The sequence below is a fragment of the Rhabdothermincola sediminis genome (assembly GCF_014805525.1).
Lineage (GTDB): Bacteria > Actinomycetota > Acidimicrobiia > Acidimicrobiales > Acidimicrobilacustridaceae > Rhabdothermincola > Rhabdothermincola sediminis.
This window is the reverse complement of sequence record NZ_JACFSZ010000007.1, coordinates 42,073-60,851: the sequence shown is the minus strand read 5'-3', so window position 1 is coordinate 60,851 and position 18,779 is coordinate 42,073. Positions and strand designations below refer to the sequence as shown.

The window sequence follows — 18,779 nt, the reverse complement described above, 5'->3', positions numbered from 1 at the left end:
GCGCGGTCAGCGTGGCTCGGTGGTGGTGCCGGGCGCCGACTGCGGTGCGGTGGTGCACAGCGTGACCAAGCTGGCCACCACCTCGACGTCGGGGAGGTCGGCGGCCAGCGCCTCGACGGCGGAAGCCTCGAGCGGCGGGACGGGCACGTGCGAGATCAAGGGGTGCGCGACCCGTTCGTCCGCCTCGTTGGCGCCGCGGAGCACCTCGTGGAGCTTCTCGCCCGGGCGCAACCCCGTGTAGACGATCTCGACCGGCCGAGGCGCCTGCGCGGCCAGGCGGCGGGCCACGTCGTCGATGCGTACCGGTTCGCCCATGTCCAGGACCAGCGCTTCACCGGGACGACCGATCGCGCCGGCCTGGATCACGAGCTGGACGGCTTCCTCGACCATCATGAAGTAGCGGGTGACTTCGGGATGGGTGACGGTGATCGGGCCGCCCGATTCGAGCTGGGCGCGGAAGGCGGTGAGCACCGATCCCCGGCTGCCGAGGACGTTGCCGAATCGCACGCTCACGTAGGGCAGGTCCGTTCTCGCTGCGACCTCCGCGGTCAACCGTTCGGCGATCCGCTTGCTGTATCCGAGCACGCTCACCGGGTCGGCCGCCTTGTCCGTGGAGATGTTGATGAGCCGGCTCACCCGGTGCGCGAGAGCCGCCTCGAGGACGTTGCGAGTGCCGAAGACGTTGGTCTTGACGGCTTCCTTGGGGTGCATCTCGAGCAGCGGCAGGTGCTTGAGGGCCGCGGCGTGGAACACCACCTCGGGTCGGTGCTCACGGAAGGCGGCGTCGAGCGCGTCGCGGTCACGGATGTCGCAGACCACCAGGTTCCGGGTGTCGAGCATGGCCCGGCCTTCGAGGCGGAGCTGCAGCGCGTGCAGCGCGGACTCGTCGCGGTCGAGCATGACCAGCTCGGCGGGCGCGAACCGTGCGATCTGGAAGCACAGCTCCGAGCCGATGGAACCACCCGCCCCCGTGACCAGTACCCGCCGGCCGGTGAGGTAGCCGGCGATGGCATCGACGTCGGTGTCGATGAGGTGTCGGCCGAGCAGGTCCGCTTCGGAGACGGGGCGCAGGTCGCCCAGGCCGACGACCCCGTCCAGCAGCTCGTCGATCGGGGGCAGGACTTTCAAGTCCACCCCGAGGTCCAAGGCCACCTCGCTCAGCTCGCGGACCAGCTCCGGGCCCGCGCTGGGCACCGCCAGGATCAGGGTGGTGGCACCGGTGCGGCGGACGGCCTCCGCGATGGTGGAGCGGTTGCCGAGCACCGGCACACCCATGATGCGCAGCTTGCGCTTGCTCGGGTTGTCGTCGAGTAACCCGACGGGCAGGTAGGGGCTGCTCGGGTTGCGCAGCATCGAGGTGAGCAGTTGCACGGCACCCTCACCGGCCCCGAAGACGAGCACCGGCGCCGCGTCGGCCTCCTTCGGACGGTTCCGCCGCTCGAGCGACAGCCGCCACAGGTAGCGCACGGCGGCCATCAGCACGAGGGCGATGACGCCGGAGAAGAAGACCACGCTCATGGGAACCAGCTGGTGTGCGAGGATGGCGTTGATCACCGCCAGGCACACCGTCACGACGACGGTGGAGCGGGCGAGGTGGGCAACTTCGTCGAAGGAGCCGTAGCGCCAGAGCCCCCGGTACAGGCCGAACGCCAACCCGAGCGCGCACTGGATGGCGCACGCCAGCAGGACCTGGGCCAGCAGACCCGACGGGGTGAAGGGCCCCCATTCGTTGGACGTGGTCTCGAACTCGTAGCGCAGAACCAGCGCCAAAGGAACGGCGACGGCCCATGCCAGGCAGTCGAGCGCGACCTGTACCGCGGTGCGGTGGCGTTCGAGGAAGTGACCCACCTGCGGTCCCACCGACGTCGCTCCTCCCATGCCCCGACGGCCGGGGTCGCCAGCCCCGGTCAGCCCCCGTTCGTGTCGGAGTCGAACAGTAGCCGCTCGACCGTGCAGCGTGTAGGCGAACCAGGGTCGCGGAGCTGGGCCGTCGGTGCCGGGACGGGCGCCCGCGCCCGACCCAGGACAGATCCGAGATGGGTCGGACGGCCCCGACCGTGGCAGCTCCGGATGGGTCTCGAGACCGGGACCCGGTGGGTCGCGGGACCCTTCGGTCACAAGGTGATGGCCTGGCCGAACACTGTGCACTACGCTACGGGTCGTCGCCGGCTGCGCCGGGTGGGCCGGTGATCCTGGATTCGTGGTCGGTGGTGCGCCAGACTGGCACTCTCAACTCGCTTGGCGGAGGGAGAAGCGTGGCACGACGGATAGTGGTTCTGGCACTGGCCCTGGTCCTGGCGACCGGTGCCGTTGCCCACGCGCAGTACCCGCCGGGTCAGCCTGGTTTCCTGCTCGACCCGGCGACCCTCCCCGACACCGGGGGGAGCACCACGATCAGCGGAGTGGGGTGTCCGCCGAACGTCCCGGTCGAGGGCTTCATCCTGGTCGGCGGTCAGGAGATCTTCATCGGCAGCGGCATGGTGAAGAACGACAAGGACGGCCCCTTCCAGTTCGCGGCCCAGATCCCGCCGCTGCCGGCCGGTGAGTACACGGTGATCGTGAAGTGCGGTGGGGTGATCATGAGCAACCTGCTCACGATCACCAGCACCACACCCATCACCCTGCGCCCGCAGCCCGGCCCGTTGCCCCGAACGGGTGCGGACGTGCTGGGCTTCGTGAAGATCGGCCTCGGTCTGGTGGCGATCGGCGGCCTGCTCCTGCTCGCCGAACGGAAGCGCCGCCGGGCCGAGATCACCTGAGCGGGTCGCCTGGCCGTCGCTGGTCAGCGCGGCTCGCGGTCCAGCATCGCGATCACGTTCTCGACGGCGCTGATCGCCTGGTCCAGCCCGCCGTGTTCGAGTGCCCAGCACGGCACCGTGCGGGCCACTCTGATCATCGCCTCGAAGCGTGCGTCGTCGGCGTCGTCGAGCCCGAAGGCGTTCTCGAGCAGCAGCACCAGTGCTTCGGGCGGCTCGACCCGGCGCAGCTCCGTGGCGGCCCCGGGACGGAACCGGTGGAACACACAGATCCCCAGCCGGGCCGGTGACCGGTCATCGCCGCCCGGCTGCTGCGCTCGGGGCTGCAGGCGGCCGGGTTCGACGGCCATCGAGCCCGCTGCGGTGGACGGTGGCTGGCGGACCTCGGGGAACAGGGGCCAGGACCCCTCGTCGAGGGTGATGGGCAGGGGCAGCGGCGTCACCTCGAGGGTGGCGGGGTCGAACGCCACCCCTTCGTCGGTCACGTAGCGGTAGCCGCGGCGGACCAGCCCAGCCACCAGCGTGGACTTGCCGGACTCGGGCGGGGCGGGCAGCGCCACCACCACCTCGCCCACCCGGATCGCCGAGGCGTGCAACCGCACGAGCCGATCGGTTCGTTGCAGCGCCTGGCGGTGCACGTGCCAGAAGAGGAACGCCATCGCTTCGTCCGGCCCGGCTGCGGCTCGCAGCACCCGCCCGTCGAGCAGCACCGACACCCGGTCACCCTCGGTCACCAGCTCGTAGCGCGGGCAGGTCACGGCCTGCTGGCTGCCGGGCTCCTCGTCGGCCATCTCGGCCAGGGCGGCGTGTACGGCCGTGGCCAGCGCCGGGTCGGTCGTGGCCACCTCGAAGCGGTGGTCCAGGGCGGCGAACCGGCCGGCGAGCGTCGTGGCCGCGGCGTCGGGCCGGGGCACTGCCGGCTCCGCGTCCTCGGCGTGGCCCCACTGCGGGGGCCGGAACGTCGCCGAGGGCGGGTCGCCGAGCAGGCCGAGCTCCTCGAAGCCGGCCAGCGCGGCATCGACATCCCGACGCACCTGCGCGACCGGGGCGCCGTAGCGGTCAGCGAGCGCCTCGGCGAGCGCGCCGGGGTCGTCGGGCGCGTCACGCCACGCGGTCCAGATGGCGGTGGCGGTCTCGTTCAGCAGGTGGCTGACCCGCTCGATGGGGTCGTAGAGCACCAGATGCCCATCGACGCGCAGCTCGCGCAGGTCCGGTCGCGGTGGTGCCGGCATGGTGCTCAACTCCGGGGGTGGCCGGTCAGGGCTCGCAGCGCTCGGCGGGCCCGATCCTGGACGTTCGTGCCGCGAGCGTCGTGGGGGGCGGCGACCGCCAGGCCGTAGGCGAGCTTGTCGCGCACCCCGGGGAGCGCGGCCATCGAGGTGAGCGCCCGCAGCACCGGCGCCCGAGGGGTGTCGCGGTAGCCCTCGAGACGCCAGCGGTCCTGGCGGGAGGGGTGGGCGGCGGCGCGCCAGGCACGGAGTGCCGCGGGAGGCATCCAGCCCAGCCGGGCGCTCGTCTCGTCGACCGCAGCGGCCACCACGGTGCCGACCTGCCAGCGCTCGGCCAGGGCCAGAGCGTCGAGGAGCCTCCCCGCCGAGCGGGGGCAGGTGAGGGCCACGTCACGGAGCTGGTTGCGGCGCGGCGAGGGTTGGCCGAGCACCGCGTGGATGCAGGCGTGCAGGAACCGGCGAGGCCGGTCGAGGGCCGGCAGGGCCACCCCGGCGACGGTGAAGGTCTCGGTGCCGTCGAGCAGCTCGTCGGGGTCGATGGTGAGCCCGAACGGGCCCTGGCAGAGGGTGCGGTGCAGGTCGATCTCGTGTCCGTCCGGCAGCACGAAAGCCATCCCTTTGGAGAATCGCCGGTCGAAGCCCGGACGGGGCTCCGGGTACCGCCGCCGCCCGCCCCGATCGGCGAGCACCCTGCCAGCGAGGGCGAGCTGCGTTGGCGGGACGAGCAGGTCGAGATCCCCGAACGCCCGCCACGAGGGGTCCGGGCCGTCGAGGTGGGCGAGGGCCGGGCCCTTGAGGACCCGGTGCTCGATCCCCTCGCAGGTGAACACCGCGTGGAGCTCCAGCAGGAGCCGCTCGAGCGCCAGGGCCGAGGCCATGGAGCTGCGATGGCGTTCGTAGGCCTGCTCTCGCTGCTCGACGGTGGCCGGGAAGTCGCCCAGGGCGATCGCCCATGCCAGCACCGGGTCGAGCCGCTCGGCCCGGGCCCCGGAGAGCAGCTCCGTCCACGCTCTGGAGTCGAGAGGGGCGACGGGCGTGGCCGGGTGCCGCTCCGCCAGCCCGTACGCGGCCAGCCCGTACGCGGCCAGCGCGTCGAGCAGGAGGTCGGCCGGGCCGGCGCTCGGGGTCATCGGCCCGCCGGCATGACGGCACCGCAGCCGATCAGCGAATCGAGCAGCTGGTCCACGTCGGCGGCGACGGTCGCCGGGTCGACCGCGAGCGGCGCCACCCCTTCGGCTCTCGCGGCTGCCTCGGCCACCACCGCGGCCACCAGATCCTCTGCCCGGGCCGGTTCCGCCAGGTGCTCCCAGACCGGAGCTGCGGCCGAACCGCGCACCGCGAGTGGCTCGGGGAGGAGGGCCGTGAGCAGCAGCACGCCGTCAGGCAGGTGACGCCAGAGCACATCCTCGGACCGGACCCAGCGCCCGGCGGGTCGGGTCGACATCGGCGGCAGTGTAGTGGCCGGCCTCGGGCGGCCTCCGCCGCGGCGCGAGCCTGCGAAGATGGGTTCGTGAGCCCGGCCGAGTCCGCGAAGGAGACCGTGAAGGACACCGCGAAGGAAGCGGTGAACAATGAGGTCCTCGTGCGTCGGGCCCGCGACGAGGAGCTCGGGGCCGTCATCGAGCTGGCTTCGGCCGCGCTGGGCTGGCGGGCCGGGGAGCCGAACGAGGCGCTGTTCCGGTGGAAGCACCTGGACAACCCGTTCGGTCGCTCGCCGATGTGGGTGGCCGAGGTCGGGGGACGCCTGGCGGGGTTCCGGACCTTCCTGCGCTGGGAGTTCTGCCGTGCCGACGGCTCGGTGGCCCGGGCGGTGCGCGCCGTCGACACCGCCACCCATCCCGAGTTCCAGGGGCGGGGGATCTTCACCACCCTCACGCTCGGCGCGCTGGCCGAGCTGCGGGAGGAGGGGGTCGACTTCGTCTACAACACCCCCAACTCCCAGAGCCGCCCCGGCTACCTGAAGATGGGTTGGCAGGTGGTGGGCCGGCCACCGGTCAAGGTGCGCCCGTCGAGTCCGGCAGCGCTGGTGCGAATGGCGCGGGCCCGGGTGCCGGCGGGGAAGTGGTCGCTGCCCGCGCCGGCGGGGGAGCAGCCCGCCGCGGTGTTCGCCGACCGGTCGGTCGCCGGGCTGGTCGACGCCCAGCCCCCGGCGCCCGGGATGACCACGAACCGCAGCCCGGGGTTCCTCGCCTGGCGGTACGGGCTGGACTCGCTGCAGTACCGGGTGCTCCTGCGTGGCTCCTCGCCGGGCGAGGGGTTGGCGGTGTACCGGCTGCGACCGCGGGGCGCGGCGGTCGAGGCGGTGGTGGCCGAATTGCTGGTGCCTCCGGGCGATCGGCGGGCGGAGCGGGAGTTGCTCGCTGAGCTGGAGCGGGTGAGCGGCGCCGACTACCTCATCCGCATCGAGCGGGGCTGGCTGCCGCGGCACCGCTTCGTGCCGCTACCCCGGCAGGGCCCGATCCTGACCTGGCGCTCGGTGTGCCAGACGGAGATGCCGCCGCTCGAGCAGTGGTATGTGGTTCTCGGCGACATCGAGCTGTTCTGAGGGCGTGACCGGCCGGAGAGGAGGCGACCACGGCCACCCACTACGAGGTCCTGGGAGTCCGGGCGGACGCCAGCCACGACGAGATCAAGCGGGCCTACGTGGAGCGGGCGCTGCGCTACCACCCCGACCGTCACGCTTCCTCGCCGCCGGCGGAGCGGGAGGCGGCAGCGTTCCGCATGCAGGAGGTCAACGCCGCGTGGGAGGTGTTGCGCAACCCGGCCCGGCGGGCGGCGTACGACGCGGAGCTGCGTGGGGATCGGCCGGTGTGGGAGCGGCGCGCCAGTGGCCCGCCGCGACCGGCGCGCACCACGACCATCCGGGCGGGTGAGGATTTGCCGTTCGCCGCGCCGGGCTTCGAGGTCCCGGCGCGCCACGCCCCGCTCGTGCGCTTCGGTCCCGTCGTGGTGCTCGGGATCGTGCTGCTGGCGGTGCTGGTCATCACCGCCTACGCGAACCGGGGTCGGGACCCACAGGTGGCGGATCCCGGGGTAGCGGTGGAGACCGGAGCCAGCGCGGTGCGCTTCGAGGCCGGCCAGTGCGTGCTGATCGTCTCCGCTGGGGGCCGGCTGCTGCCGGTGCCGGCCGGCTCGTGCGACCAGCAGGGGGCGAGCCGGATCACCGCGGTCACCGATCTCGGCCGGCCCTGCCCGGCGGGCAGCACGCCGTTCGACCTGCAGAGCGACAAGCTGCGCCTGTGCCTGCAGGCGTGACCGGCGCGAACGGCGTGTCTGTGGGCTGCGCCCGGCGCGCCGCCTACCCTGGCTCGGGTGAAGGTCGTGGGGTTGGACCACATCGCGCTGAACGTCGCCGACCCCAGGCGGGCCCTCGAGTTCTACGCCGGTGAGCTCGGCCTGGAGCCGGTGCGGGTCGAGGAGTGGGAGCGCGGGGAGGTCCTCTTCCCGTCGGTGCGGGTGGACGAGAGCACGGTCATCGATCTCCTGAAGGTCGAGCGCTCGGGCGAGAACGTGAACCATCTGTGCCTGGTGCTCGAGGCGGGCACCGACCTCGACGCGCTGGCCGCGTCGGGGCGGTTCGAGGTGGTCGACGGGCCGGACGACCGCTGGGGGGCTCGAGGTGTGGCCCGGGCGCTGCTGTACGTGCGGGACCCCGACGGCAACGTGGTCGAACTGCGCAGCTACTGACCGGCGGGTTCGCTCGGTGGTCTCGGCGGGCTTCGTGCCGCTGGCCTGGGCGTCGGGGGCGCCCCACCGGTGGCGGGAAGTAGCGTGCGGCGATGCTCGATCGGGACCCCCTGCCGCCGACGTGGCGCAACCGGCTCTACAGCGACCTGCTGACCGTGACCGGCGAGCTCGTGCGCTGGTCGTGGCGGGTGGTGTGCGCGGCGGGCGCGATCGGGCCACGGACCCCGACCGCTCGGCGGTTCGGGTCCTTCGGTGACGGGACGATCGTGTGCTTCCCGTTCGGCTCGCACGTCAATTTGCACGCCATCCACCTGGGCGCGGGCACGGTGGTGAACCCGGGGGTGACGCTGTCCGCAGGGTGGATGCCGGACCAGCCAGGGCTGGCATCGCGGGTGCTGTCGATCGGGGACCGCTGTCTCATCGGGCGGGGAAGCAGCATCGTGGCGCACCGGTCCATCGAGATCGGCGACGACGTGTGGACCGGCTACCACGTGCACATCACGGACATGAACCACGGCTACGAGGACCTCTCGGTGCCGATCTCCCGCCAGCACCAGCCGGAGGCCCCCGTGACGATCGGTGACGGGTCGTGGTTGGGGCACGGGGTGGTGGTGTTGCCCGGGGCACGCATCGGCCGCCACGTGGTGGTGGGGGCGAACAGCGTGGTGACCGGGGACCTGCCGGACCACTCCGTGGCGGTCGGCGCCCCGGCCCGGGTCATCAAGCGGCTGGTCGCCGGCGGGCCGACGGGCGCGCACGGGGCGAAGCCGGTGTGGCGTCCCGAGCCGGTCGCGGATTGAGCGTGGCCGGGCGGCCGGTGGGCGGGGTGGGAGGCCCTTCGCTAGAGTGACCCGTTCCAGCGGGCGATTAGCTCAGACGGCTAGAGCGCTGCCTTCACACGGCAGAGGTCGAGGGTTCGAGTCCCCCATCGCCCACCCGGAGAAGCCCCTGTTCAGCAGGGGTTTTCTGGCGTCTGGGGCAGAACTCTGGTCGGGCTCGGGGCGACGCCGGTTGCCCGCGGGCGCAGGTCCGCCGAGGCGAACAGCCGCCGGGCGGTGAGCAGGATCACCGCCAGGATGGCGGTGACGGTGCCGGAGATGAGGAACGGGATGCGCCCGTTGTCGCCCCAGGCGAGGCCCGCCCACACCCCGGCGATGAGCAGCCCCACACCGGAGATGGCGGCGTGGATGCCGAGCGCCGTGCCCCGGTTGTCGGCCGGGGCGAGGTCCGCGACCCAGGCGCGGCTGATGCCGTCGGTGAGCGCGGTGTACCCGCCGTAGATCGGGAACAGCACCCACAACCACCCCGGGGTCCCGGCCAGGCCGAACCCGAGGTAGGCGACGGCGAACAGGCCGAGGCCGGCGGCGAACACGATCCGGCGGCTGCGGCGGTCGGAGCCGAGACCGGCGGGGTAGGACAGCACCGCGTAGGCGAGGTTGTAGAGAACGTAGAGCGCCACCACCCCAGCGAAGCCGTAGCCGAGCTCGTCGGCGCGCAGCAGCAGCAGGGTGTCGGGGAAGTTCACCAGCGCGAACAGACCGATCAGGGTGATGACCCGCCAGTACCGGCGGGGGAGGCCCCGCAGCGACCAGGCTCGGCGGCTACCCAGGCCCGGGTGGGGGCGCTCCCGGACCAGGAACACGAGGGTCACGCTGAGCACCGCGGGGATCACGGCGACCCACAGCAGCGGCCGGAAGTCCCCGTCGACGAGCTCGAAGAGGCCCAAGCCGATGAGGGGACCGACGACGGCGCCGGCGGTGTCGGCGGCGCGGTGGAAGCCGAACGCCCGGCCCCGGTTCGCGGGGGTGGTGTCGTCGGCGATGATGGCGTCGCGCGGTGGCCCCCGCAGGCCCTTGCCGACCCGGTCGGTGAACCGGGCAGCGAGCACCATCGGCCATGCCCCGGCGAGGGCGAGCAGCGCCTTGCCGAGCGCGGAGATGCCGTAGCCGGCGGCCACGAGCGGCCGGCGGTGGCGGAGATCCGCCAGCCGGCCCGACGCGGCCTTCATGGCTGACGCCGTGCCATCCGCCAAGCCTTCGATCAACCCGAGGACGGCCGGGGGTGCGCCGAGCACCCCGGTCACGAAGAACGGCAGGATCGGGTAGAGCAGCTCCGACGCCGTGTCCTGGAAGAACGACACCGCGGAGACGACGTACACGTTGCGGCTCAGGCGCGGGACTCGTCGGGCCGGTGTGGTCGCTGGCTCGTCGCTCACGCCCACGAACCTAAACGGAACCGGGACGGTGCAAGGGTCGCCTGCGGCTCGGGTCGGCTACCGGGGCTCGAGCGGCCCGTTGAGGTAGCGCTGGATGGTCGGTCCGATCGCGGCCGTGACCTTCTCTCTCGCCGTCGAGGCCAGCGGCTCGACGCACCAGACGTACCGGAGGAAGGCGAGCCCGACGAGCTGGCTGCTCGCGAGGCAGGCCCGATAGTGCCGGTCGTCACTGTCGAGGCGCTCGGCCACCGCCCCCACCATGGCCTGCGCGATCAGCGACTCCAGCCGGCTCCGGGCGACGGGCTCGTGGGCCGCAGTGAGCAGGATCGAGCGCAGCACCTGCGCGGCAGCCGGATCCTCCCAGGTGTCCAGCAGCAGGTTCACAAGGGCCGCACCCCGAGCACGCATCGGCGTGGTCTGGGCGGCGGTGATGGACTCGAGAAACCCCTCGGGAGGTTGGAGGCACGCGTCGAGCAGCGCGTCCTTGCCGGAGAAGTAGTAGTGGACGAGGGCGGGGTCCACGCCGGCGTCGTGGGCGACCGCTCGCATCGAGGTGCCGGCCCAGCCGTTCTCGGAGAACGATCGCCGCGCGGCCGCCACGATCCGGTCGAGGACCACCCCTCGGCTCTCCCTGGGTCCGTGGCCGGACCCCGGCCGGTTTCGTTTGCTCATCGCGCTTCATCATGCATTGAATTCAATTTCAATATATGATGAAATTACGCCGTCCAGAAGGAATTCGTGGAGGGCGGCATGGCGGTGAGCGCAGCGGGGACCGAGCCGGGACAACGGCGGCTCAACGGCCCCCAGACGACCGGGCGGAGCTACCGCAACCTCTCGCCGCCCGCGTACGGCATCATCGAGGAGTTCGACACGGAGATCGTCGTGCGCGACGGGACGGTGTTGCTGGCGGACGTGCTTCGGCCCGATGCCCCCGAACCCGTGCCGGCGCTGGTGGCGGCGTCGTGCTACCCGCGGGAGATCCAGAACAGCGGTGCACCACTCGGGTTCGTCGAAGCCGGCGCCTCGGACTTCTGGGTTCCCCGCGGCTACGGGCACGTGATCGTCGACGTGCGCGGCACGGGCGGATCAGGCGGGACCTACACCATGCTCGGCCCGGAGGAGCAGCGGGACCTCGCGGACGTGGTGGAGTGGGTGGCCGGCCAGCCGTGGTGCGACGGGAACGTCGGCATGATCGGCATCAGCTACTTCGGCATGACCCAGCTCGCGGCGGCCGGGCACTGCCCGCCCCATCTCAAGGCGATCTTCCCCGGCGCGGCCACCGCCGAGCTGTACGAGGCGATCTGGCACCACGGTGTGCTGAGCTCGACCTTCGCATCGGCGTGGCTGGCCGGGGTGGGGATCCTCGCCGGCAAGAAGGAGCACCTGTTCCGCAACCGGGTCGTCGATGTCGTCGAGGAGGTGTTGAAGAGCCCGGCGGTCCACCAACGGTTCGAGCATCTCAACGGTGAGGCGGCGGTCTCCGCGCTGGGGGCGGTGATGAGGGCTTCGTATCCCAGCGATCCCTTCGACCGGCTCTGGACCGAGGCGGTGAGCCGCCCCGTGCGCGATGGCTGGTGGCAGGATCGCAACCTTGCGGAGGCGGCGAGGCGGATCTCGGTGCCCGTTTACCTGTTCTGCGACTGGGAGAACGTCCCGCTCCATCTTCCCAGCACCTTCACCCTCTGGGAGTCGCTCGAGGGTCGGGTGCCGCTGCGCATGGGCCTGCTCGGGAAGAACGGGCTCACCTGGCCGTGGGAGAGCATGCACGTGGAGGCGCTGGCGTGGTTCGATCATTGGTTGAAGGGCGTGGACACCGGCGTGCTCGACGGTCCACCGGTGCGTTACTGGATGCCCGGCGCGGAGGAGTTCCGCACCGCCGAGACGTGGCCGCCACCCGACGCCACGATCATCGACTACGCGCTCCGTTCCGACGGCACCCTCGCGCCGACGGACCCTTCGCCGGGCGAGCGCCGCTACCTGTTCGTTCCCGACGGCGCCGAACGGCCGAGGGGGGCTCCCGAGCCGGTGCTGCCGTCGATGCTGGCATGGGAGAGTCCTCCGCTCGCGAACGCTCTCGACGTGGTGGGCGAGATGGAGCTCGTCCTCGACGCCCGGATCAGCGCGCTGGACACCCACTGGCTGGTCACCCTCCAGGACGTCGACGAGGACGACCAGGCCGAGGACGTGACCGCGGGTTGGCTGCGAGCCAGCCTGCGGGCCGTGGACGAGGAGGCGAGCAGACCTGGACGACCGGTGCTCGCGCTCACGAGCGCGGAGCCCGTCCCGTCGAACTCGCTCGTCACCTACCGCATCCCCCTGGTCCCGAATGCCCGGCGCTTCGCGCGACACCATCGGATCCGCCTGACCCTGACCAGTGACGATCGAGGAGGCACGGCGCCGGCGATGATGGGCTTCAGGCACGCGCCTCCCGCCGATGCGTCGGTGAACACCGTCGCTTCCAGCTCTCGTCTCCGCCTGCCGGCGACGTCCTCATCTGGTCACCCCGCCAGCGGCTGAGCCGTCCCTGCCAGCTTCGGGTTCGGGGCTGCGAGGGAGAGGTGGCTGTGCTCCTCCTATGCGACTGGGAAGCGCAGGATCGTCTTCCGCTTCCGCGTAGGGGGAGCGCCCGGACCTGGCTGCTTCCCGCCGGGCATCCCGTCATCGGATACGACAGACTGTCGTCATTCGGTTCACCCGAGAGGTTCGATCGACCGGGAGTGTGACCATGGCTCAGCGTCGCCCGATGGGCAGCCTCGAGGCCGACATCCTCGAGATCCTGTGGCGATCGGACGGGCCGGTGACCCCGGCCGAGGTGCGCGAGCGTGTAGGTGGGGAGCTCGCCTACACCACGATCGCCACCATCCTGACCCGCCTGGTCGACAAGGGCCTGGTGCGCCGGGCCCGCCGGGGTCGTGGCTACACGTACGCCGCGACGGTCACCGAGGCCGAGCTCACCGCGGCTCGGATGCGGTCCGCGCTGGCGGCCAGCACCGATCGGATCGAGACCATGAGCCGTTTCGTCGACGGGCTGTCGGCCAAGGAGGCCGCTGCGCTGCGCGCCGCACTCGAGGGGCTGGACGGGTGAACGTGCTGCTCGTCGCCCCGCTGTTGCTCGTCGTCGCCGGTGTGGCCGCGGGATGGTTCTTGCCGCGGGTGACGTCGCCGGCTTCGAGCGTTCGGGTGCTCACCGTGGCGACCGTCGTGGCTGCCGCCGGGGTGGCTGCCGCGCTGGCCCTGGTGGTGCTGGCCGGTGCGTCGGAGCTGCACGACGTGTCGTCGTGGCTCGGCTGGTGCGACGCGCTCTACCCCGGCGACCACGGCGCCGCGCCATGGGCCGGTGCACTCGCCGCGGCGCTGCTGGTGGTCGCCGCCCGCCGGGCACGGCGCTACCTCAGCCGGAGCCGAGCGGAGATGGCGGCGTTCGCGGCCGTCGAGGGTGTGGAGGTGATCGCCGCCGCGGGGGCAGTGGCGTTCGCGGTGCCTGGCTCACCCGGCGGGGTCATCCTCGGTGATGAGCTGGTCCGCACCCTCAGCCGGGACGAGCGCCAGGCGGTGATCGCGCACGAGCACGCCCACCTCGATCACGGCCACCACCGTTACGTCCACGCTGTGGAGACCTGCGCTGCCGCGTTCCCCTTCCTCGTGCCCCTCGCCCGCCAGGTCCGTTTCAACACCGAACGGTGGGCTGATGAGACCGCGGCGAGCGCGGTCGGTTCCCGCACCCTGGTGGCCCGGGCGATCGCCCGGGTCGCCCTCCTCGGCGCACCCAGCCCGGCCCCCGGCGTGCTGGGGTTCCGGTCGCTGAGTGCCGCCGCCCGGGTCGAGGCCCTCCTGCGTCCGTCCACCCCGGTCCGGCTCACCCTGCCCGCGGCGGCCTCGACGATGACGATCGTGACGACCCTCGCCGGATCCTCCGTCCAGCTTCACCACCTCGTCTTCTTCCTCGACCACGCCTGCCGCTGACCTGTTCCGGGAGGGGTCAGCTAGCATCTACGACACATTGTCGTAGAAAGGAGTGGTGCATGACGGGCCACCCGCTCGATCGCCGTCGGTTCCTGGTCGCCGCCGGCGCGACCGCGCTCGCCGCCGCCGCTGGCTGCTCCACATCGGGGAGTCGTTCGCGATCGGCACCCTCCGCGCCCCCTGCCACCATCGGACCGACCGACCCGGCCGTCGCGGCCGTGGAGGCGGCCCGGCCGAAGACGGGGACCGTCGTGCGTCGCGAGCTGCGCGCGGCTCCCGCCACGCTGGAGGTGGGCAACCGGCGAGTCGAGACCTGGGCCTACGACGGAGCCGCCCCCGGAGCGACGCTGCGTGCGGTGGTGGGCGACACCGTGGAGGTCGTGCTGCGCAACGACCTGCCCGAAGACACCACCGTCCACTGGCACGGCCTGGCCTTGCGCAACGACATGGACGGGGTGCACGACCTGACCCAGCCCCCGATCCACCCCGGCGACACCTTCACCTACCGCTTCACCGCTCCTCACGCGGGCACGTACTGGTTCCATCCGCACATGGGCCTCCAGCTCGACCGAGCGCTGTACGCACCACTGGTGATCGACGAACCGGACGAGCCTGGCGCCTACGACGTCGATGAGGTCATCGTGCTCGACGACTGGCTCGACGGACTCGGCACCACCCCGGATCGCGCGTACGAGCAGCTCACGTCGATGGGGATGGGTGGCGGCCACGGTATGGGGGGCATGGGCGGCTCCGGGGAGATGGGAGGGATGGGGGGTGGGATGGGCATGTTCCGCTCGACGCTCCTGGGTGGCGACGCCGGAGACGTCGGCTATCCCCTGCACCTCATCAACGGACGTGCTTCCGTGGACCGCTCGACGATCGAGGTTCCCTCCCGTGGTCGAGCTCGGCTGCGCGTGATCAACGCCGGCTCCGACACCGCGTACCGGGTGGCGATCGGTGGTCATCGCCTGACGGTCACCCACGCCGACGGGTTCCCGGTCGAGCCGGTCGAGGTGGACGCGCTGCTCATCGGCATGGGTGAGCGCTACGACGTGCTGGTCACCCTCTCCGATGGCGCATGGCCCTTCGTGGCCTTGGCCGAAGGTAAGGACCAGACCGCCAGCCTGGTCTTGCGCACCAGAGGCTCTACGGCCGCAGAGCCGCCGGTTGACCTGCGCCCACCGGAGCTCGACGGCCGGCTGCTCGGCTACGCGGACCTCCGAGCAGCCGAGGGGGTCCGGCTCGGGCCCCGTGACGTCGATGTCTCCGAGACGGTGACCCTGACGGGCTCGATGATGCCGTACGTGTGGGCGTTCGATGGTCTCCCACACCCGGAGCGACCGCCGATGGGCATTCGCCAGGGTCAACGGGTCCGGCTGCGATTCGAGAACACCACGTCGATGTGGCACCCGATCCACCTGCACGGCCACACCTTTCGTGTCGGCACCGACCCTGCGGGGCCACGCAAGGACACGGTCAACGTCCTCCCGGGTGAGACCGTGGTCGTCGAGTTCGATGCGGACAACCCCGGTCAGTGGATGACCCACTGCCACAACACGTACCACCTGGAACGCGGCATGGCGATGGTCCTGTCGTATGTCCTGTGAGGAGGAGCGGCCCGATGGCGCGAGTCATTCGAATCACGCCAGGGTCGAACGTGGCATGCTCATCGCCCTCGCCGTGTGCTGCGTGGTACCGATGACCGTGATCGTGCTCACCAGCGCGATGCTCGGTCTGACGCTGGGGAGCGCCGTCGCGGCCGCGGTCGGCGTCACCGCGGCGGGCGTGTGCGCGGCCGTGATGAGCCGCGACCGGCAGTCGCGGCCGCGCGCCGACGGACCGACCTCCGAGACCGACTGATCTACGACATACTGTCGTAGATCAGTCGGTGCTCTCGCCATCCAGGAGGTCCCACCCGTGCGCCTACGCCTCGCCATCGTCACCATCGCGGCCGTCTCCGCTCTCACCGCCGCCGCGTGCTCCTCGAACGACCACGGTGACATGGACATGGGGTCAGGTGATGACCTGCCGGGATCGTCCATGCCCCACGACGACATGGGTGCCGGCATGACGGGCTCGACCTCCACGATCAGCGTGCCCGCCGACGCCGCGTTCAACGCCATCGACGTCGCCTTCGCCCAGGGCATGATCCCGCACCACGCCCAAGCCGTGGAGATGGCGGAGCTGGCCCTCGCGATCTCCACCGACCCGACCGTCCGGGCGCTCGCCGAGAAGGTCAAGGCAGCCCAGGATCCCGAGATCACCCTCATGGCGAGCTGGCTCGAAGCCTGGGGGCAGCCCGTGCCGGACCGCAACGCTCCGATGGGTCACGACTCCACCAGCTCAGGGTGCATGATGATGTTCGGGATGATGTCCGACGACGACATGGCCCGCCTCGGCGCGGCCAGTGGTGCGGAGTTCGACCGGATGTTCCTGGAGATGATGATCCGGCACCATGAGGGGGCGATCCAGATGGCCCAACAGGAACTCACCGACGGCAAGTACCCGCCGGCCAAGGACCTGGCCCGCGCCATCATCGCCGCCCAGCAGGCCGAGATCGACCAGATGAGGGCGCTGCTGTCGCCCCCGACCTGATCGACGACGGAGCGCGGCGTGATGGGCATCGCTCCCGCCGGTCGCGGGGCGCTGCGCTCTCTGGTCGCCGCGGTGCTGTTCGGGAGCTCTGCGCCGGCCGCCTCCGTGCTCGCCGGGGGTATGCCGACCCTGGTGTTGGCAGGCCTGCTCTACCTCAGTGCCGCGCTGGTGGTGTTTCCTGGCGCGGTCCGTCAACGCCCGACGATGAGCGCGATGCACAGCGGAGCCCGCTCCCTCGCGCTCGCGGTGGTGTTCGGGGGCGCGATCGGCCCCGTACTGCTCGTCGCCGGGCTCGAGCGCCTTCCGGCGGCCACGGCATCGCTGCTGCTGAACGTCGAGCTCGTCGCCACCATCGGACTGGCCGGAGTCCTGTTCCGTGAACACCTGGGTCGCCGGCTCCTCGTCGCCGCCGGCCTGGTCACCCTCGCGGGGGCCCTGCTCGTCTGGGAACCGGGCGCCAGATTCGACCTGAATGCGTTGTTCATCATCGGCGCCTGCATCGCATGGGGCATCGACAACAACGTCACCGCCCGTCTCGACCAGCTCGGTCCGGAGCAGATCACCCTGGTGAAGGGCGCGGTGGCCGGGACGGTCAATGTGGTGCTCGGGATCGCCATCGCCGGTTCCTGGCAGGTCGATGCCCGAGCGATCGTCGTCGCACTGGTCATCGGGGCGTTCGGCTATGGCGCGTCGATCGCCCTGTGGGTCACGGGGGCCCGCGATCTCGGGGCGGCCCGGGCGCAGGTCATCTTCGCCCTAGCACCGTTCCTCGGGGCGGCGCTGTCGTGGACCGTGCTCGGCGAGCCCATCACCGCCGTGCAACTGCTCGCGATTCCCCTCGCCGCGGCCGGCGTCGGGCTGTCGTTGCGGACCGCCCACGACCATCCCCACGTCCACGAGGTGCTCGAGCACGACCACGAGCATCGCCACGACGACGGCCATCACCGCCACACCCATCCGGAGAGCGTGTCCGGCAGCCACACCCATCGGCACCGCCACGAGCCGGTCCAGCACGCGCACCCCCACGTCCCCGACCTGCACCATCGTCACGCGCACTGAAGCCGTGGCAGCCGCTCGCTGGACCATCGAGGTGGGGTGTGTGGCACGGTGTCATCGGCCCAACGACTCGCCGGGCGGGCGGCCGTTCCTCCTCGTCCTCGCTGAGCTCGTCCCCGCGCAACGTCCAGAGCCCGAAACCCACGAACGCAATGGCCGCCGCCACGGTGATCGCAGTGGTGTGGATGGCGGCGCCGACCGCGGCACCGACGATCACGGAGACCGCGTGCACCAGCGCGGTGGCGAGGGTGATGCCCAGCAGGACCGGGATCGCCGGGTAGCGCGTGGGCGATCGGCTCGCCGGACCGGCCCGCCCCGGGACGTCGGCTTGGTCCGTCCAACCCGTCATCCGGCGATCAGCCGAGTCCCGGCCATCGCGGCCGCCGCGCGCAGCACGGCCGGCAGGGCGATGGGGGCGACCATCCCCAGGTAGCCGCGCACGGTCAGCTCTATGCCTTCCTCCCGAACGAGCCGCCACCACAGGAGGTTGGCCAGCGCGCCCAGCGGCACCACGACCGCGCCGGTGTTGACCCCGGCCAGCCACGCCCACATCCCCCCGCTCATCGATCGGGCGCCCTCCAGCGCGACCAGCAGCGTCGGCAGGTTGTTCACCAAGCCTGCCGCTGCGGTACTCAACAAGGTGATGCCGCCGAGGGCAGCCGTCGCCGCGATCGGCACCAGATCGGCGGCCACCGCCACCATCCACGGGGACACGCCGGCGCTCGGGCCGGCCACGAAGCCGATGAGTGCACCGGTCACCACGCTCCCGCCGACGATCACCGCTCGGCGATCGACCGGCTCGGAGCGGCCGCCGGGCAGGGCGGTCGGGTGCCGGCGGCGGTACGCCAGCCAACCGGCGATGCAGGCCACGGCGCTCACCGGTGCCAGGTGGACGAACACCTCGCTCACCGGCAGGTCGAACCGCTCCACGGCGATGAGCGTCGTGAGGTTCGACACGGGCAGCACCGACGACGCGAAGCTGGCCAGCAGGAGCGGGATCAGCGCGAGCGGCAGCGGGTCGACACCGGCTCGGCGGGCGAGGCGCACGTAGAGGGGAGTGAGGAGCACCACGGTGGTATCGAGGTTCAGCACCACCGTCCTCGCCCCTGCCAGCCACCACAGCACCGCCACCTGGAGGTGTTCGAAGCGGCGGTCGATCGTGATGGCGAGTGCTTCGAAGAACTCCAGCCGGTCGAGCAGTGATGCCAACGGGACTCCTGCACACAGGAAGAGCAGTGCAGGGACCATGGCGGTCACGTTGTCGATGGCGCGATCCAC

The 18,779-nt window shown here is 71.7% G+C and carries 18 protein-coding genes, 1 tRNA gene and 2 pseudogenes; 13 read left to right on the top strand and 8 right to left on the bottom strand.

Annotation, left to right across the window (positions count from 1 at the left end; all coding sequences use genetic code 11):
* Window positions 1–6 precede the first annotated feature (6 nt).
* Window positions 7–1,860 carry a polysaccharide biosynthesis protein gene (locus HZF19_RS07330; RefSeq protein ID WP_208028112.1) on the bottom strand — a complete coding sequence of 618 codons (1,854 nt, stop codon included), beginning with the start codon at window positions 1,858–1,860 and terminating at the stop codon, window positions 7–9.
* A 395-nt stretch (window positions 1,861–2,255) separates the two neighbouring features.
* Here HZF19_RS07330 and HZF19_RS07325 point away from each other — a divergent pair, with 395 nt between their 5' ends.
* Window positions 2,256–2,759, top strand: a complete 504-nt coding sequence (locus HZF19_RS07325) for a hypothetical protein (protein ID WP_208028111.1) — start codon at window positions 2,256–2,258, stop codon at window positions 2,757–2,759.
* Between the two features lie 23 nt (window positions 2,760–2,782).
* On the opposite strand, the gene HZF19_RS07320 is transcribed toward HZF19_RS07325, so the two are convergent.
* The 3 genes from HZF19_RS07320 to HZF19_RS07310 are packed head-to-tail and all read right to left on the bottom strand — an operon-like array spanning window position 2,783 to window position 5,429.
* Window positions 2,783–3,988, bottom strand: a complete 1,206-nt coding sequence (locus HZF19_RS07320) for an HPr-rel-A system PqqD family peptide chaperone (protein ID WP_208028110.1) — start codon at window positions 3,986–3,988, stop codon at window positions 2,783–2,785.
* A gap of 5 nt (window positions 3,989–3,993) precedes the next feature.
* The gene (locus tag HZF19_RS07315; RefSeq protein ID WP_208028109.1) at window positions 3,994–5,115 is read right to left on the bottom strand and encodes a nucleotidyltransferase family protein; all 1,122 of its coding nucleotides are present in this window, start codon (window positions 5,113–5,115) and stop codon (window positions 3,994–3,996) included.
* A complete protein-coding gene (locus HZF19_RS07310; RefSeq protein WP_208028108.1) occupies window positions 5,112–5,429 on the bottom strand; it encodes a hypothetical protein in 318 nt (105 codons plus the stop codon). The genes HZF19_RS07315 and HZF19_RS07310 overlap by 4 nt, the downstream gene beginning before the upstream one ends.
* 66 nt (window positions 5,430–5,495) lie before the next feature.
* Between HZF19_RS07310 and HZF19_RS16820 the strand changes: the two genes are divergently transcribed.
* The 5 genes and pseudogenes from HZF19_RS16820 (at window position 5,496) to HZF19_RS07285 (ending at window position 8,607) form a co-directional block, all read left to right on the top strand.
* Window positions 5,496–6,530 (top strand): GNAT family N-acetyltransferase, encoded by a 1,035-nt coding sequence (locus HZF19_RS16820; protein ID WP_307781162.1) that lies wholly within the window; start codon window positions 5,496–5,498, stop codon window positions 6,528–6,530.
* A 47-nt stretch (window positions 6,531–6,577) separates the two neighbouring features.
* Window positions 6,578–7,240 (top strand): annotated as a pseudogene (locus HZF19_RS07300) (J domain-containing protein); the annotation flags it as partial.
* 57 nt (window positions 7,241–7,297) lie between these two features.
* Window positions 7,298–7,672, top strand: coding sequence for a VOC family protein (locus tag HZF19_RS07295; RefSeq protein ID WP_208028107.1), 375 nt, complete (start codon window positions 7,298–7,300; stop codon window positions 7,670–7,672).
* 92 nt (window positions 7,673–7,764) lie between these two features.
* A complete protein-coding gene (locus HZF19_RS07290) occupies window positions 7,765–8,472 on the top strand; it encodes an acyltransferase (RefSeq protein WP_208028106.1) in 708 nt (235 codons plus the stop codon).
* A gap of 61 nt (window positions 8,473–8,533) precedes the next feature.
* A tRNA-Val gene (locus HZF19_RS07285) sits at window positions 8,534–8,607 on the top strand.
* 17 nt (window positions 8,608–8,624) lie between these two features.
* Here HZF19_RS07285 and HZF19_RS07280 read toward each other — a convergent pair.
* Window positions 8,625–9,887 carry an MFS transporter gene (locus HZF19_RS07280; protein WP_208028105.1) on the bottom strand — a complete coding sequence of 421 codons (1,263 nt, stop codon included), beginning with the start codon at window positions 9,885–9,887 and terminating at the stop codon, window positions 8,625–8,627.
* A gap of 57 nt (window positions 9,888–9,944) precedes the next feature.
* Window positions 9,945–10,505 carry a TetR/AcrR family transcriptional regulator gene (locus HZF19_RS07275; RefSeq protein ID WP_208028104.1) on the bottom strand — a complete coding sequence of 187 codons (561 nt, stop codon included), beginning with the start codon at window positions 10,503–10,505 and terminating at the stop codon, window positions 9,945–9,947.
* A gap of 132 nt (window positions 10,506–10,637) precedes the next feature.
* Between HZF19_RS07275 and HZF19_RS07270 the strand changes: the two genes are divergently transcribed.
* The 7 genes from HZF19_RS07270 (at window position 10,638) to HZF19_RS07240 (ending at window position 17,504) form a co-directional block, all read left to right on the top strand.
* On the top strand, window positions 10,638–12,404 hold the full coding sequence (locus HZF19_RS07270; RefSeq protein ID WP_208028103.1) for a CocE/NonD family hydrolase: 1,767 nt from the start codon (window positions 10,638–10,640) through the stop codon (window positions 12,402–12,404).
* 226 nt (window positions 12,405–12,630) lie between these two features.
* A complete protein-coding gene (locus HZF19_RS07265) occupies window positions 12,631–12,972 on the top strand; it encodes a BlaI/MecI/CopY family transcriptional regulator (protein ID WP_208028102.1) in 342 nt (113 codons plus the stop codon).
* Complete coding sequence (locus tag HZF19_RS07260) at window positions 12,969–13,850, top strand: M56 family metallopeptidase (protein ID WP_208028101.1); 882 nt, start codon at window positions 12,969–12,971, stop codon at window positions 13,848–13,850. Before HZF19_RS07265 ends, HZF19_RS07260 begins: the two co-directional genes overlap by 4 nt.
* A gap of 59 nt (window positions 13,851–13,909) precedes the next feature.
* Window positions 13,910–15,457, top strand: coding sequence for a multicopper oxidase family protein (locus HZF19_RS07255; protein WP_208028100.1), 1,548 nt, complete (start codon window positions 13,910–13,912; stop codon window positions 15,455–15,457).
* Between the two features lie 91 nt (window positions 15,458–15,548).
* Window positions 15,549–15,710 carry a hypothetical protein gene (locus tag HZF19_RS07250; RefSeq protein WP_208028099.1) on the top strand — a complete coding sequence of 54 codons (162 nt, stop codon included), beginning with the start codon at window positions 15,549–15,551 and terminating at the stop codon, window positions 15,708–15,710.
* A gap of 57 nt (window positions 15,711–15,767) precedes the next feature.
* On the top strand, window positions 15,768–16,445 hold the full coding sequence (locus tag HZF19_RS16280) for a DUF305 domain-containing protein (RefSeq protein ID WP_208028098.1): 678 nt from the start codon (window positions 15,768–15,770) through the stop codon (window positions 16,443–16,445).
* Between the two features lie 21 nt (window positions 16,446–16,466).
* A complete protein-coding gene (locus HZF19_RS07240) occupies window positions 16,467–17,504 on the top strand; it encodes a DMT family transporter (RefSeq protein ID WP_208028097.1) in 1,038 nt (345 codons plus the stop codon).
* A gap of 118 nt (window positions 17,505–17,622) precedes the next feature.
* On the opposite strand, the pseudogene HZF19_RS17405 reads toward HZF19_RS07240, so the two are convergent.
* Both HZF19_RS17405 and HZF19_RS07235 read right to left on the bottom strand, forming a co-directional pair.
* A pseudogene (locus HZF19_RS17405) lies at window positions 17,623–17,850 on the bottom strand (TMEM165/GDT1 family protein); the annotation flags it as partial.
* Window positions 17,847–18,779, bottom strand: coding sequence for an SLC13 family permease (locus HZF19_RS07235; protein WP_208028096.1), 933 nt, complete (start codon window positions 18,777–18,779; stop codon window positions 17,847–17,849). The pseudogene HZF19_RS17405 and the gene HZF19_RS07235, both read right to left, overlap by 4 nt.

Excerpts from the sequence above, each read along its gene's own strand:
- HZF19_RS07320 (WP_208028110.1), bottom strand. The coding sequence starts at position 3,988 with ATGCCGGCACCACCGCGACCGGACCTGCGCGAGCTGCGCGTCGATGGG.
- HZF19_RS07315 (WP_208028109.1), bottom strand. The coding sequence starts at position 5,115 with ATGACCCCGAGCGCCGGCCCGGCCGACCTCCTGCTCGACGCGCTGGCC.
- HZF19_RS07310 (WP_208028108.1), bottom strand. The coding sequence starts at position 5,429 with ATGTCGACCCGACCCGCCGGGCGCTGGGTCCGGTCCGAGGATGTGCTC.
- HZF19_RS07290 (WP_208028106.1), top strand. The coding sequence starts at position 7,765 with ATGCTCGATCGGGACCCCCTGCCGCCGACGTGGCGCAACCGGCTCTAC.
- HZF19_RS07270 (WP_208028103.1), top strand. The coding sequence starts at position 10,638 with ATGGCGGTGAGCGCAGCGGGGACCGAGCCGGGACAACGGCGGCTCAAC.
- HZF19_RS07265 (WP_208028102.1), top strand. The coding sequence starts at position 12,631 with ATGGGCAGCCTCGAGGCCGACATCCTCGAGATCCTGTGGCGATCGGAC.
- HZF19_RS07255 (WP_208028100.1), top strand. The coding sequence starts at position 13,910 with ATGACGGGCCACCCGCTCGATCGCCGTCGGTTCCTGGTCGCCGCCGGC.
- HZF19_RS07250 (WP_208028099.1), top strand. The coding sequence starts at position 15,549 with ATGACCGTGATCGTGCTCACCAGCGCGATGCTCGGTCTGACGCTGGGG.
- HZF19_RS07240 (WP_208028097.1), top strand. The coding sequence starts at position 16,467 with ATGGGCATCGCTCCCGCCGGTCGCGGGGCGCTGCGCTCTCTGGTCGCC.